Origin of the sequence: Flavobacterium aquidurense, from assembly GCF_001404985.1 — a bacterium.
GTDB classification, from domain to species: Bacteria; Bacteroidota; Bacteroidia; order Flavobacteriales; family Flavobacteriaceae; genus Flavobacterium; species Flavobacterium aquidurense_B.
Genome location: NZ_JRLF01000009.1, coordinates 339,948 through 355,654 on the forward strand (window position 1 = coordinate 339,948; position 15,707 = coordinate 355,654).

Consider the following 15,707-nt stretch of genomic DNA (forward strand, 5'->3'; position numbering starts at 1 on the left):
CGAAAAATTCCAAATTCCGAATATGATATATCATTCGGAATTTGGAATTTAAGAAATTTATTTTTTTTCTAATTGATGATTATTTTCTTAACGATTCTGCGGTCACCATCTAAAATTGTGACAAAGTAAAATCCTGAAGACACATTTGATAACTGAATATTTTGATTAAAGTGAAATGTTTTATCAAATGAATTCGAATAAATATTTTTTCCTAAAATATCGTATACTAAAATCTGAATTCGATTAATGGAATCACTTTCAAACTGAATCGTAAAATTTCCTTTATTTGGATTTGGATATAAGGCAAAATCGATCTTATCAAGATTAGGCTCGCCTAAAGTAAAAGTTTGATTGCAAACATTTAATGATGCCGAATTGATCTTTCCGAAATTTCCTGCCACTGCATCACGAACTCTAAAAGTCCAGGTTCCTTTAGGATCTTCGCCATTAAAAACACGCAACGCATCGACCGGAACAACGATTTGGCTTATTGTTTTAGAACAATCCAAAGCCGTTCCATCATCGTCATATTGCAATGACAAAGTAGACGATATTGATCCGCAGCTTCTATTATACAAATTTACGATGGTTCCTTTTGGGCTCACAATCTGAAGTTCCAGATCAGAAAGTCTTGCATGTGTAACATTAACCATAACATTTACATCAGAAACTGATCCTGTAGAAGCTGGTACATTTACAGTTCTGGTCGTATAAGTGTTTCCAAAAGAAATATCATACGCATTACCAAAACTATAAGAATCACAAGTTGTTGCTGATGTATAACCTACTGCAAATGATTTGCTGTTTACGGCGTAATATATATTTGCTGTTGGCTCAACTAATACTCTGCAATTTGTTGAAGCCTGAACACTTGTAGGGATCTGAATAACTTCAGAACCATCATTTGCTGTGTTTGAGGCTAAAATTATAGGAAATGTCAAACCTCCGTCTATAGATAATTTGATGTTTACATTTGCAGAACCCTGCAAAGTATTGGTGTTATTCACGTTCCAGGTTACGGTTTGAAAAGACCCTAATTGCCAGCTAACATCATTAGTGTTTTGAGAAGTAACTGTAAATGGCCCTGCATTAGCAACTACATTTACTGTCATAGCATCTGTATTTGTTTGCGCCATTGCCTCTGCCCCGTTATCTCTTGCTGTTAATGTAAAATGTAATGTTCTTGCGACTGATGAAACAGATTCCCAGGTTGTTGTAAGTGTATTTTGAATTACAGTACTTAAAGCAGGCATATAGCGAACGGGAGAATTACCCGGAACTATAGATCTAAATAACGGTCCGTCTGGTTTTGTTGCATACGCAATACTATTAGAACCTGACGTAGTTGTTGCACTGTCGTTTTGTTCCCAGGAATAAGTAACCGCAGCATTTGCAGGGTTTGAGCCTGTACCGGTTAAAACAAATGGTGTACTTATTGGAATCGTATAATCCAAGCCTGCGCTAATCGTTGGCGGATTATTTGTTATGGCCGTATTAACGGGACAGCTTTTAAAAACAAGATTATTTTGAATTTGTAATATGCTGGCATAAGCAAAATAAGCATCAGAATTATCCTGAACATCATAATCTGTAATTCCGGCATACCCCATTATTGTAGAACCACTCCCAGGCTCAACGCTTGTTCCGGTTCCTTCAATAGAATATGAAAAAGTATGAGTCGCCCCTAATTGATGTCCCATTTCATGCGCTACAAAATCAATGTCGAAGGTATCTCCTTGTGGTTTTCCGTCTGAAGGTGATGTATATCCACTTCCTTTTGCAGTAATATTTGATGATGTTGGACTACTGCAAACACATCCTATGCAACCGGCGTTACCTCCGCCTCCGGAAGCTCCAAACAAGTGACCAATATCATAATTGGCCTCACCTATCACACTGGTTATATTATTTTGTGTTTCTACATTCCAAACCTGAATGTCTGATCTGTCCTGATAATCAGCTGTTCCTGCATTTGCATTAGAATAAGGATCAGTTGCAGCATTTGTATATATTATATCTTCTGTATTGGTAATCAAAACTAATTTTACTGCCAGATCTCTGTTAAAAAGTCCGTTTACTCTAGTCAAAGTAGCATTCATTCCTGCCAATGCCCCTTCTTTTGTACCACCAAAAAAAGCAGCATATTCTCCCGTACAAGACAGCGCTAACCGCATGGTTTTGAAAACTTTATTATTTGCAGTCGTTTTTGAGGTTGACGGTGTATTTTTATCAGAAACTAATTCTGCCGTTTTACAACTTAATCGCTTTGAACTATCATCATTTTTAGCATATAATACATATTGTGATTGATTATCAGAGTCTTGTTCTATATATTCTGACGGTTTATCTGCACGAAGTACCATTGTTTGTAATCCTATTGGAGCTACACTAAAATTAATTCTGGCCGTTTTATCGTCTAGTCCAATTCCTTCATAAGATCTGATTTCAGGATATTTTGCCTGTAATTCAGGTTCAAAATTAGAGGATTCCCAAACTTTAAATCTTTCTAAAATACCGTTTGAATTTGGAATCGTAATTTCTGAAGTATTATTCTTTGACGATTTCCCGGTTGATCCTGAAAGTTTTGACTTTAAGGAATTTGTATTTAACTTATAATAAAGTCTTTCTGAACCGGATGCAGTTATTCTTTTACTTACAGAACTGGAACTCACTTTTTGCCACAAGTCATCACCCTGAGCGTGAATAGCGGTACAACAAAGGATAAAAAACAAAAAAAGTAGATTTTTTTTCATACTCGAATTGGAATTGAATAATCAAAATTAAGTGAATTAAATTAAATTCTTACATATATACGACAATTAATGCTTTTTTGTCGACGAGTGGATTCATTTTTATAAAAAGAAACACGATCTGATTAAAAAATCAATTGGGCTTAGCATTAAATTTAAAATAGATAGTATAAATTTGCACCATCTTAAATTATTTGTTTTGAAGCTCTTTCATTCTATAAGCGATTTTCAGTCAACCAAGAAAACGATTTTAACTCTTGGTACCTTTGACGGCGTACATATTGGTCACAAAAAAATTCTGGAGCGAATTACTCAAAACACAGAAAACGGAAAATATGAAAGTTTAGTACTTACTTTTTTCCCGCATCCAAGAATGGTTTTACAGGAAAAATCAGAAATAAAACTTTTGAATACCATTTCTGAAAAAACAAAACTTCTGGAAGCAACCGGAATTGAAAATCTTGTTATTCATCCGTTTAACGAAAGTTTCTCAAGATTAACTGCTGAAGAATTTGTGCATTCGATATTAGTGGACCAATTTCATATTCAAAAAATAATTATTGGTCACGATCACCGTTTTGGAAGAAACAGAACTGCCAATATTGATGATTTAATTGCTTTTGGAGCAGAATATGGTTTTGAAGTCGAGCAAATTTCGGCTCAGGAAATTCAGGATGTATCTGTAAGTTCTACCAAAATCAGAAAAGCTCTGAATGATGGCAATATGGCTTTAGCCAATGAATATTTGGGTTATGCTTATTTTTTATCAGGCGAAGTTGTAAAAGGAAAACAATTAGGCCGAACAATTGGTTTTCCTACGGCGAATATCAAAATTGAAGAAGAGTATAAGTTAATTCCAAAAACTGGCGTTTATGTAGTTAAAGCTTTAATAGACGAAAAAGAAGTTTTTGGGATGATGAATATTGGTTTTAATCCAACTGTAAATGGACAAAACCAAACTATCGAAGTAAACTTATTTGACTTTGATGCTGATATTTATGGTCAGAAAATTGAAGTTTCGTTATTACAATATCTTCGCGGGGAACAAAAATTTGGATCATTAGATTTGCTTAAAGCACAATTAAACCAGGACAAAGAAGATGCTTTGGCTTTTGTGAACAGCCTTTAAAATTTGTTTTTAGTTTTTAGCAAAACATATTTTAAATATTGTTTATGAAATGTGTAGTCCCTACGGGACAAAATATCACGTTCGTCACTTTTTTTTCTACCAAGATATAATCTCTACGAGATATTTTTTTTAGAAATTACATTTGATAACATAAAAAATGCAAGAAAACATACTACGCTAGGAGTTAAATATTGGTAACAAACCATATCCGCCTAAACAAATGTCCCGTAGGGGCTAAACTTCTGTGGTAATATATTTTTTTAATTTTCTATTCTTTACTCTTTACTCTTTCCTCTTTACTCTTTCCTCTTTTTTCTTTATTCTTTAATTAAAACTACTCAGCATACTTTTCACCATTTTTAAATCATCGTAGTTATTTTTTTAGTAAATTTGATATAGAACTCTGTTTATCAAATATTTACTATTAACTTCTTTAAAAATAACCACTATGAAATTACCTAAAGAAATAACCAACGGTTTTTTGATATTCCTAGGAATAGGAATTTATTTTTTATTGATGAACGTATTGGGTTTAGCCCATTTATTCTATTTGCGTGTTCTTAATGTATTCTTTATATTTTACGGCGTAAACAGGACAATGAAAATGAATCTTCATGAAGGAGAAACCAATTTTGTATCGAATGCTGTTTCTGCAATGGCAACTTCTGTAGTTGGTGTAGCTTTAAGTGTTTTTGGATTATTGGTTTACAGCTATGCAAGAGGCGGTGATGCTTATGTAAAAACATTATCTGAAACTTTTATGTTTGGAGGAAATCCATCAGTACCAACGTATTGTATTTGCTTACTTTTTGAAGGACTTGCCTCTTCGGTAATTGTTACTTTAATGATGATGCTGTATTGGAATAACAAATACATAGCCGATTAATATTTAAAATCATAAACTCTTTGAAACTCTAAAATCATATGAAATAAATTCTATGTTTTTAGAGTTTTTTATTTTTAGGAAAACCGCCTCAAATTCATTTGCATAATTCTGCATTTGGTGATTACAACTATTTAACTACTTTTGAAGCATCAAAAAACAATTTTTCCATGAGCATTACAAAACACAACTGGACCAAAGACGAAATAATCGCTATATATAATAAACCGATGATGGACTTGCTGTATGAAGCAGCAACAATACACAGACAAAAACACGATCCTAATGTAGTTCAGGTTTCTACATTACTCTCTATTAAAACTGGAGGCTGTCCGGAAGATTGCGGTTATTGCCCTCAGGCTGCCCGTTATAATACTGGGGTTGAAGGCAATGATTTAATGAGTGTAAGTCAGGTAAAAGCTCAGGCTTTGCGGGCAAAATCCAGCGGATCATCCCGCGTTTGCATGGGAGCAGCCTGGAGAAATGTAAAAGATGGTGAAGAATTTGATCAGGTTTTAGAAATGGTTCGTACTATTAATAAACTGGATATGGAGGTTTGCTGTACTTTGGGTATGATTACCGAAAATCAGGCGCAGCGTTTGGCCGAAGCCGGTTTATATGCCTACAATCATAATTTAGATACATCTGAGGAATATTATAAAGATGTTATTTCGACCCGTGGTTTTGAAGATCGTTTGCAAACAATAGAAAATGTTCGTAAAACGAATGTTACGGTTTGCAGCGGAGGAATTATTGGAATGGGGGAAAGCATCGAAGACAGAGCAGGAATGCTTGTAGCGCTTTCGACTTTAAATCCACAACCGGAATCTGTGCCAATTAATGCTTTGGTCGCTGTTGAGGGAACGCCAATGGAGGAAGAAAAACCAGTTGAAATTTGGGAAATGATCCGTATGGTTGCTACCACAAGAATTATAATGCCGGATACGCAAGTACGTTTATCAGCGGGACGAACAAATATGAGCCGTGAAGGACAAGCTATGTGCTTTTTTGCTGGGGCAAATTCAATCTTTGCCGGAGATAAATTACTTACAACACCAAATCCTGATGTACAGGAAGACATGAAAATGTTTGACTTATTAGGATTGATCCCGCAAAAACCATTTGTTAAAGTTTCTCAGCCACAAACTGTTGAAGCGGCAGATTCTCAATTTACTTCGTTAGGAGAAAAACCTAAATGGTCAAGGCCGGGACATACGATAGAAAAAAATCTAGAGGCATCGATTAAATCAAAAATTTAATTCATAGAGTTAATAAATATCAATAAATATTTTTAAATTGCTTATGACCAGAGTTATAAGCAATTTTTTTTTATTATAAATATGAAATTAACGCAAATTGAAAGGGTAAAAAAAATCTCAAAATCGGATTTTATTTCCCAATATGTAAAAAAACAAATACCAGTTGTTGTGGAGGAGCTGACCGAAGACTGGCCTGCTTACCATAAATGGAAATTATCTTATATTAATGATATTGCCGGTGATATCACTGTGCCTTTATATGACGACAGACCTGTAAATCATGAAGAGGGTTTTAATGAAGCTCACACTAGAATGAAAATGAGCGATTATATAGCGCTATTAGAATCAAAACCCACCAATTACCGAATCTTTCTTTATAATCTCATGAAACAAGTTCCCGCGCTTAGAAATGACTTTTTATGGCCGGATATTGGATTAAAATTAGTCAAGCAAATGCCTATGTTGTTTTTTGGGGGAGAAAATGCCAGAGTATTTATGCATTATGATATTGATTACTCGAATATTCTTCATTTTCATTTTCATGGAGAAAAGCAGTGTATGATTTTTGCTCCTGATCAGTCTAAGTACATGTATAAAATTCCGCATGCCTTAATTTCAAGGGAAGATATTGATTTTGACAATCCGGATTACGAAAAATTCCCAGCCCTTAAAAATGCCCAAGGCTATATTACCAATCTTAAACATGGTGAAATGCTGTACATGCCGGAGGGTTATTGGCATTATATGAAATACCTGACTCCGGGATTTTCAATGAGTTTACGCTCTTTTCCAAAAAGCATTTCTAATTTATCAAAAGCTGCTTATAATGTTTTTATCATGAGACATTTTGATATTTTAATGCGAAAGTTTAAAGGTCAGAAGTGGATTGATTATAAGAACGAAAAAGCAATCCGGAATACACATGAAAATTTAGAAAGAACTTTTTTGAGAAAGGTTTCATAAAAAAGAGCAGTTGCAGATATAAAACTGCAACTGCTTTTTGTCTTTATTCTAAAATATAATTTTCTTTGTTGATGTATATTCGTTTTCTAAAATCACTTTTATGACTAATACCTGAGTACCTGATAGTATGTTTTGAATATACAATTCTTTACTTTCAACTTTCTTTTTATTGTAAAGGATTTTTCCTGTAATATCAAAAACGGTTACCTCTTTTATATTTTCCTTTGATGAGGCTACTTTGATTACTTTGTTTTTTACTGAAATTAATAAATCATTTTCAAGGTTTTTAAAATCTTCATTTGCTAATGTTATAGCCGTATATCTCAGAATAAAACGATCTGCAAAATTTCCAATTTCAGAAACAAAGTTGTATTTACCATTTTTTAAATTGTGAATAATTCCGGTAGTTTTATCTTCGACATAAATTGCCTGATTTTTCATATCGCCATCTACTTTATCTATAGAAATAGTGAATTCGCCGGCAATGGTTGTACGATATCCTAAGGGAACTGCATCTGCATCTACAAATGGTAAAGCACGTCCCTGAATGACCAAATTTTCATTATCTGCTCTACTATAAAAATCTACATATTTATTGCCATTAAAAGAAGTTGCATCATAATCCTCATCGTATAAATTTGTTGCTCCCTGAATATAACCAATTAAAATTTGCTTGAAGATGCCTTGATTGTTTTCAAAATTCAACCAGATACGATGTTTTTCAATTTTGCTTACAGGAATGTTGCTGTCTTTTCCGGGTTTAAAAAAAGCTGCGTTTCTTTCGCGAATTCGCATACTATTATTAAATTCTAAACTGCCTGAATTTTTACTGGCAATAAAAAAAGCCTGACCGGAAGCAATTGCTCCATTAGGTTGCGTTTCATTAACACCAGTAGATAAGGATTCTCTGGTTCCCACTCCTCCCAACAAATTGTATACGGCGTAATCGTCTGAAGAGTATTCATTGTTAATATATGGTGTATTATGAGTCCAGAAATAAAGTGATCCTTTTAAGTTTGATCTATTGTCAAACAAAAATAAGTCAGCATTTAAAGCGGACGGATATGGGTTTCCTATTAAGTTGAAAATATCGATTCCTCCTAAATTCAAAATAACTTTTCCGTTGTTTGGAACTCCTTTAAACGTGGTTTCAAACCTGGATGCAACAGTTGTAGAAAAGTCCTGAGGTCCTCGAATAATATATCCTTTTCCGGGTATCATGTTATGTGATGGATTTTCTTCTTTCCAATCGCCTAAAACATAATCAAAAGAGAAATATTTGTCCGGTAGAGTATTTGGAGAAACATCAACTAATTTCTGATTCTCAACTGGAGAAGACCAATAGGTATAATCAAATTTTAAAATAGGGGAAGACTTTCTATTTACATGAACAATTCCTGTATTAATGATCTCATCATCCGACTGATATAAACTGGCTGAATCTTCTAAAACCAAAGTTCCAAGTCCGGAATAATCAAATTCGAGACCTAAAGCATTTGCACTTAAAAGTGTTACTGCTTTTGCTTCATCAATTGTACAACTGCAAATATCAGCGGTTGTTAAATTTGGATAATCTGCTTTAAAGGTTACTTCTTTTCCTCCCGCAGGCAAACCATTTGACCAGGAAACTCCGTTCCATATAGTTGCGTCCAGACAAAGTTTCAACCTTGCAATCCTGTGTTTTGAAAGTGCAGATACCGAATTAAAATCTCCCCCGATCATAAGTTTATGATCTGATGCAAAACTCATTGTATTAAGCTTGCCGTTGAGATCTGTATGAAATGAACCATCATAATCACCCGATTTCAACAAACGTATTAATCGAAAAGAAGGAGTAGTATTATAGGTTCCGGAAAAAGTTCCGCCAACTAAAATTCGATCGTCAGGCTGTATTAAAAGACTCAAAACATCTCCATTACTAAAGCCTGAACCAGACTCAAAAGTGGTGTCTAAACTACCGTCGATATTTAGCCTGAGAATTCGTTTTTGAGAGGATCCGTTATAACTTAAAAAAGAACCGCCAATAATTATTTTATTGTCAGATTGCAATGCCAGGGCATATACAAATTTATCAAAACCCAATCCAATATTAAAACTCAAATCAATACTTCCGTTATAATTCAGTCGAACTAAACGGGAAAATGACTGACCATTAAATGTATTAAATCTTCCCGCAACCAGAATTTTTCCGTCAGGCTGAACCAGAATGGTTTCAATTATAGCATCAGCACCAAGACTGGGATCAAATCCGGTATCTCTAGACCCATCTCCTAGCAATCTCACGATTCTTGGCGCTGGCACATCATTAAAGCTTGTAAAGTTTCCTGCTGCAATTATTTTTTGATCCTGCATAGCGAGTGCATATACCTGACTTTTAAATCCTGAACCGATATTGAATGTATTATCAATTGCCCCATTTGGAAAAATTCGAACGATACGATTCGAAATTGCTTCGTTATATTTCGTAAAATTCCCTGCTATAATTATCTTCCCATCTGATTGTAAAACAGCGGTCTTTACACCATTATTTGCTGCTGATTGTCGTGTATTAAAAGCATCGTCAGACAATCCATCTTCTAAAAGCCTAATTATTCGTGACGCTGTACTACCATTAAACTTAGTAAAATTACCAAACACCATTGTTTTTTTATCCTGCAATGACAGTACTTTTTGCACTGCATTATCAAAACCAATTCCTGCTGCTAAATAAGCTGTATCATGTTCTCCTTCTTCATTTACTTTTGCAAGTCTCCCTTGATTCTGACCATCAAAAACCGAAAAAGATCCTCCAAAATACCAAGAACCGTCTGTGCCATTTGCCAAGGCCAAAACAGATGCCGAACCGGGTCCTGAACCAATATCAAAATTTAACTTTATACTTCCGTTTGAATTCAGGAAAAAGATTCGGTTAACCTCAGTTCCATTATAAGAACCCTTAAAAGATCCGCCAACCATAATATTACCATAGCGATCTGTTTTAATAACCTGAATAACGTCTGTATTTAGACCTGATCCTGCCAAAAAACTATCATCAATTGTTCCATCTGCATTAAGTCTAATAATACGATTTGATACGTTCGCATTATAATCAGTGAATTTTCCGCCTAATACAATTTTACCATCAGGTTGCAAAGCCATAGCATTGACATCATCATTAAATCCAGAACCACTATTAAAGTCTGTGTCTATTGTTCCGTCTGAAAAAAGACGGGCAATTCTATTTAATGCAACTCCGTTCAAAGAAGTAAAATTACCTGAAATCAAAACTTTTGTGTCCTGCAATATCTCCACATTTGTTATATTCAAAGCTGCACCTGAACCTGTACTAAAAGAAGTATCCAAAGTTCCGTTTTGAAGAAGTCTCGCTATTCTGTTTACGGTAACATTATTATATTTTGTAAAACTTCCAACTATTATAATTTTACCATCTGGCTGAGGGCAAGCTTTATAAATAATTCCGTTAGTTGCTCCTGTCGAAGTATTAAATGTAAAATCCTGTGAACCATCTTCATTTAATCGAATAATTCTTCCTGAACTATTTCCGTTATAAGCAGTAAAACTTCCTGCTGCAATTATTTTTCCGTCAGTTTGAATATACGAATCATAGACTTTACCATTTAAACCGGTTCCGGTATCAAAATCATTATCAATAACCCCAGCTGGTTTCAATCGACATAAATAAGAAGCTGGGATTCCGTTTATATTGAGATAATCTCCACCAACAATAAGTTTATTATCTGATTGTAAAGACAAAGTTCGAACGGTCTTATCGAAACCATCTCCGTTTAATCCGTTATCGATTGTATTGAATGTAATATCTACTTTTCCTTGTTGCGCGTAAAGACTAACCTCTGAAAAGAAACTAAGCAGAATGAATGTGAGAATGATTTTTTTTATCAAAACAAAGAGTATTGCATTACAATTGTTTTTAATTGTAAGAATTAACTGCAATTATAATCTTTTAAATCAATCATTGCAATACCTACTTTAAGTGATATTTTTAAATTCAATGCATAAAAAAATCCATTCCGTTTTGCGGAATGGATTTCTATAAAAGTATTTATATTTTATTTGAATATTACTTTTTTGGTTACAGTAGATCCGTTTTCCAAAAGAACTTTAACCAAAAGAACCTGATTGCTAAATGGTAAATTTTGCAATTGCAATTCGGTTGTTGCTACTTTATTTTTATCATAAAGAAGTTTTCCTGACACATCAAAAATTGTAACTTGTTTGATATCTTCTTTTGTCGAAGTTATCTTAATCACTTTGTCTTCAACAGAAACCAGAAGATTGCTATCAAGGTTTTCTACGTCTCCTACTCCTAATGTTTTGTTTGTATAACGTAAAACAAAACGGTCTGTAAAACTTCCTATTGCTGTTGTAAAAGTATAATTAGAAGCAGTTAAATCATGTACTTTTCCGGTTGTTTTATCTTCAATATAAATATTTTGACTCGTAAGGCTTCCATCTGTCTGGTCAATCGAAATGGTAAAATCTCCTTCGATTGTAGTTCGATATCCTAAAGGAACCACATCAGAATCTGTAAATGGTAATGCACGACCCTGAATTACATATTTATTACCGTTATTGAAACTGTAGAAATCAACGAATTCATTGGCATCAAAACTTACACCGTCATATCTGTTTTCAAATTCATTTGTAGCTCCGTCTATGTAACCAACAAGCAGTTGTTTAAAGGCTCCACCTTCGTTTGTTAGATTTAACCATACACGATTTGCCTCTGCATTGTCTGATGTTTTACCAGGTTTATAGAACTGCGTATTATCTACAGCGCCAAAACGCATTGAATTGTTAAACGCAACTGTTCCTCCGCTGCTGCCAGTGCTTGCAAAAAATGATTGTCCTGCGGCTATTTTACCTGATGGGATACGAGAATCATTTCCTGGTGTACTACCGCTAGGTGCTGCATAAGTTGCTGTACCTCCCGTAACATTATAAGCTGCATAATCAGTTGAATAATATTGGTATCCGGGAGCAAAAACTACTGCAGTATTTTGGGTCCAGAAATAAAGAGTACCATTTAAAAAGAGATTGGCATCTAAAAATTTCTTCGCGTCTAAAGCAGACGGATAAGGATTCCCTATTAAATAAGCTTTATCTGCAGCTAGTGTTTCACCAACAAGATTTCCGTTATTTGGTACCCCGATAAAAGTTGCCGGGTAATCTGCTTTTGCAGTTCTTGAAAAGTTTTGAGGACCACGAATAATATATCCTTTACCAACAGTCATTACGGTACTTGAATTTGTTCCCACCCAATTGTCTCCATCATATCCAAAATATTTATCGAATAAAGTTAGAGGAGAAACATCAAATAATGTTTGAGGGCTTACCGGAGTAGACCAATACGTAAAATCTGCCAGACGAATTTGCGGGCTTATACGTTTATAATTAATATTTCCTGAATTTATTGTAGGGCTATCATTTACCTGAATCAAACTTGCATTGTTTTCGAATACCAATGATCCTAGTGGTCCTACTACTGTTACAGCATCTGTAACTGTTAAAGTATTCGCACTATTTACAGTTAAAGAGGCACTATTATTTACGGTAAGCGCTTGTGCAAAACCATTTACTCCGCTTCCGGTAATAATTGGTTTATTAGTAACATTTGGTATCACAACACAATCTGCAGCTGTTGGCACGCCGCTTGGACTCCAGTTTCCTGCAACATTCCAATTGGTGCTGGTTGTACCTGTCCATGTTTTAACAGTTGCTGCATTAATATTTACTGGTGTTGCCAAAGAGGTACATCCTGAACTATTTTTGGTTGTAACATTATAAGGTCCAACAGCTACTCCTGTAAATACTCCTGTGGTATTTGTATACGTTGATCCGTTTATACTATAAGTTATACCCGGAGCAGGTGATGGTGACGTAATTGTAATAGTTGCTGTATTTACTGTACAAGTTGGCTGAGTTGTTGATACTGTGGGAGCCGTTGTGTCATTAATAACAAAATCAACTTTTGTTCTACAACCTGAATCGCCCGAGCAGGCTGCATAGTAAGATGTTGTACCGGCAGTATTTGTATTTGCAAGACCTGAACCTGCAACTCCAACCGGATTAAATGGAGATCCTGAACCTATTTTTGTACCTCCAGAAGCTACAGTATACCAATCTATTGTTCCCGGTAAAGTGTAATTAACTGTAATTGTAATATTTGAAATAGTCGCATCCGGATTAACACCATTATCATCAAAACTTTCTCTAAATGCAAATACCCAGTTACCTGCAGGATTTCCAGTTCCCCATGTCCCTAATGGAAGATTAGAAACACTACCTGGCGAATCATTAGCAGCAGATGTAGGAGCTGGATTTAAATCAGACTGTGCTGCACCAAATGCAGCAGGTGGTGTTGCTCTAACCAGCAACTCACTTTTCCAAGAAGGGCTTACTGAATTAAAGCTTATTGTAATATTAGTACTTGTTACCACAGCACCAGCCGGTAATGCCGGAAAATTTACAGTAATATTTGTATTACCTGAACCTCCATAAGTTGTAGCATTAGATGTACCACCTGATCCGGTAGCAGTTGAAGGTGTTTGTGCAACTGCTCCACAACTAGCCGAAGAGGTTAGAGAACCTGAACCTCCCTGACAAATGCTAACGCCCGTAGCAACTGGGTTTGTTATTGTTACAGACCCTGTTGATGAAGCCTGAACAGGACAAGTCCCATTTTGTACTACTGCACGATAATAAGTCGTAACTAAAACATTTGTTGCTGTTAATGTTGCTGTTGTATTTGTTATTGGTGTAATCACTGATGCAAAATTATCTGTAGAGGATTCCCATCGAACAACACTTCCTGTATTTCCTGCTAAAGTTAGTACAGTACTATTAGTTCCTGCACATACTGAACTACTTCCTGAAACTGTACCTCCCACACTTACCGGAGTAACTGTGACTGTATCATAACCGGAATTTGCCGGACAACCTGCATTTTGAACTACTGCTCTGAAATACGTCGTAGCAGTCAAGTTTCCAATTGTAGCACCTGTTAGTGTATTGGTTGTTACTGCAATATCAGTGAGACCTACTGTAAAACCAGCATCATTTGCTTTTTGCCATTTTGTAACAGAACCTGTATTTCCTGCCAAAGTAAGATTTCCGGGCTGTGTTCCTGAACATATTGTTGTTCCGCCAGTAACTGTTCCTCCTACAGTTGCAGCACGAGTAGTTATAGCAAATTCATTACTATTGTAAGTACAAGAAGAAGCATTTGATGCCACTGCCGAAACATTACGTCTATACCATGTAACATTAGGAGTTGTCGTTGTAGTTATTGCTCCGGGAGTATAGTCTTCTGCTGTTGCTGATGCAATATTAGACCATGTACCAGGAACTCCTGAAACATCCGGAGCTGATTGCCATTGGAATTTTATAGTTTTATTTACAGTAGAACCATTATAAGGATAAGAAGACCCATCTAAAAGACCAGGAGAAGTTGCGCTACAAACTGTTGTTGCAGCAGGAACAGTAACCGTATTTGACGAAGCAGAGAAAGGAGTTATACTAAAACTAAGTTCGTTTGCCCCATCATTTTCGTAATAATCTAATATAAGATCAGAATTTCCATTTAAATAAACGAGTAAACTTGAGTACGTTGCAGCACTTTGTTGTATCCATTCATCAAAGACAAGTACATTATCAACATACAAACGTACACCGTCATCTCCTTTTATGGTTACTAAATAACAACCTGCTGCTCTTGTAGATTTCATGCGGGATCTTACAGCAAACTGCTCTGTATAAATATTTGTAAGTTGTGCTCCATTTGAATAAATAGGAAAACAAGCTGTATTACCACCAAAATTAAAATTTGTTGGTATTGTTTCTGAACCTACATCATAATAACCTGCATATTGTGCAGCTGCAAACGGATTTGTATTTGCCGGATTTGGTGGAGAACTTCCTCCCGGAGGCACGCCACTTGTAAAATTGTAGACATGTCCTCTCCATACATTGTTTCCTGCAAACGTTTGGTCATCGAGATTATTAGTAGAAGAATTTAATGTGAATGTGAATGTACCTGCGGTAGTATCAGTCGTTGTTGAACAATTGTTGTTTCTTAACAATAACACTTTTATTTTCCCTGAAAATGTCGCTGTCCATGTAACACTAGTACCATTTGTCCCATTATTTTGAGTTATATATGCATTAGTTGCATCATTATACAATCCTAAATATTCGACATTGGTTGTGCCACCTCCAGCCCAAATATTTGATATCCCAAACGTGTAATTATAACCTGATATAACATTAACCACAACATATTGTTGTGCACGTAAAGAAATATTAGGAAGATTCGTTCCATCAATACAAAAAGTTTGATCAGATCCAATTTTAGTGGTAGTTGATGATGGATAAGCACATTGCCCATAATTGTTTGAAAAAACAAAAAACATCCCCAAACAAAGCAATTTTACATTTGGAGCAAAGGACCTTCCCGAAGAAGAATTTAATTTCAGAAAAAAGATCGAACGAACGAACAAAAGTAGTTTTTGAATCATACAGGTATTGGTGTTTATTTTTGTTTTTGGAATTGTATTTTTCTTAAAAAACCAAAGTGCTGTTATTTAATACTCTACTAATTTCCATCACCACTGTTTTGCATGTTTAATTTCTAAAACATTTTTCTGTTCATCTGAAAGTTTTTATTTACAAAATAATTTTCAAATAAAACAGGCAAAATATACCTC

The 15,707-nt window shown here is 35.0% G+C and carries 7 protein-coding genes; 4 read left to right on the forward strand and 3 right to left on the reverse strand.

Features of this window, described 5'->3' with window-relative positions:
* Positions 1-68: 68 nt before the first annotated feature.
* On the reverse strand, positions 69-2,753 hold the full coding sequence (locus tag RC62_RS07530; RefSeq protein WP_055094130.1) for a reprolysin-like metallopeptidase: 2,685 nt from the start codon (positions 2,751-2,753) through the stop codon (positions 69-71).
* Between the two features lie 196 nt (positions 2,754-2,949).
* On the opposite strand from RC62_RS07530, the gene RC62_RS07535 reads away from it, so the two are divergent.
* From RC62_RS07535 to RC62_RS07550, 4 genes are all read left to right on the forward strand, one after another.
* Complete coding sequence (locus tag RC62_RS07535) at positions 2,950-3,879, forward strand: bifunctional riboflavin kinase/FAD synthetase (RefSeq protein ID WP_055094132.1); 930 nt, start codon at positions 2,950-2,952, stop codon at positions 3,877-3,879.
* A 448-nt stretch (positions 3,880-4,327) separates the two neighbouring features.
* Complete coding sequence (locus RC62_RS07540; RefSeq protein ID WP_055094134.1) at positions 4,328-4,765, forward strand: hypothetical protein; 438 nt, start codon at positions 4,328-4,330, stop codon at positions 4,763-4,765.
* A 167-nt stretch (positions 4,766-4,932) separates the two neighbouring features.
* Positions 4,933-6,021, forward strand: a complete 1,089-nt coding sequence (gene bioB / locus RC62_RS07545) for a biotin synthase BioB (protein ID WP_055094536.1) — start codon at positions 4,933-4,935, stop codon at positions 6,019-6,021.
* A gap of 81 nt (positions 6,022-6,102) precedes the next feature.
* Positions 6,103-6,984 (forward strand): cupin-like domain-containing protein, encoded by an 882-nt coding sequence (locus tag RC62_RS07550; RefSeq protein WP_055094136.1) that lies wholly within the window; start codon positions 6,103-6,105, stop codon positions 6,982-6,984.
* A 48-nt stretch (positions 6,985-7,032) separates the two neighbouring features.
* Here RC62_RS07550 and RC62_RS07555 read toward each other — a convergent pair whose 3' ends face one another.
* Complete coding sequence (locus RC62_RS07555) at positions 7,033-10,884, reverse strand: T9SS sorting signal type C domain-containing protein (protein ID WP_055094538.1); 3,852 nt, start codon at positions 10,882-10,884, stop codon at positions 7,033-7,035.
* Between the two features lie 167 nt (positions 10,885-11,051).
* A complete protein-coding gene (locus RC62_RS07560; protein WP_157472408.1) occupies positions 11,052-15,518 on the reverse strand; it encodes a T9SS sorting signal type C domain-containing protein in 4,467 nt (1,488 codons plus the stop codon).
* Positions 15,519-15,707: the final 189 nt, after the last annotated feature.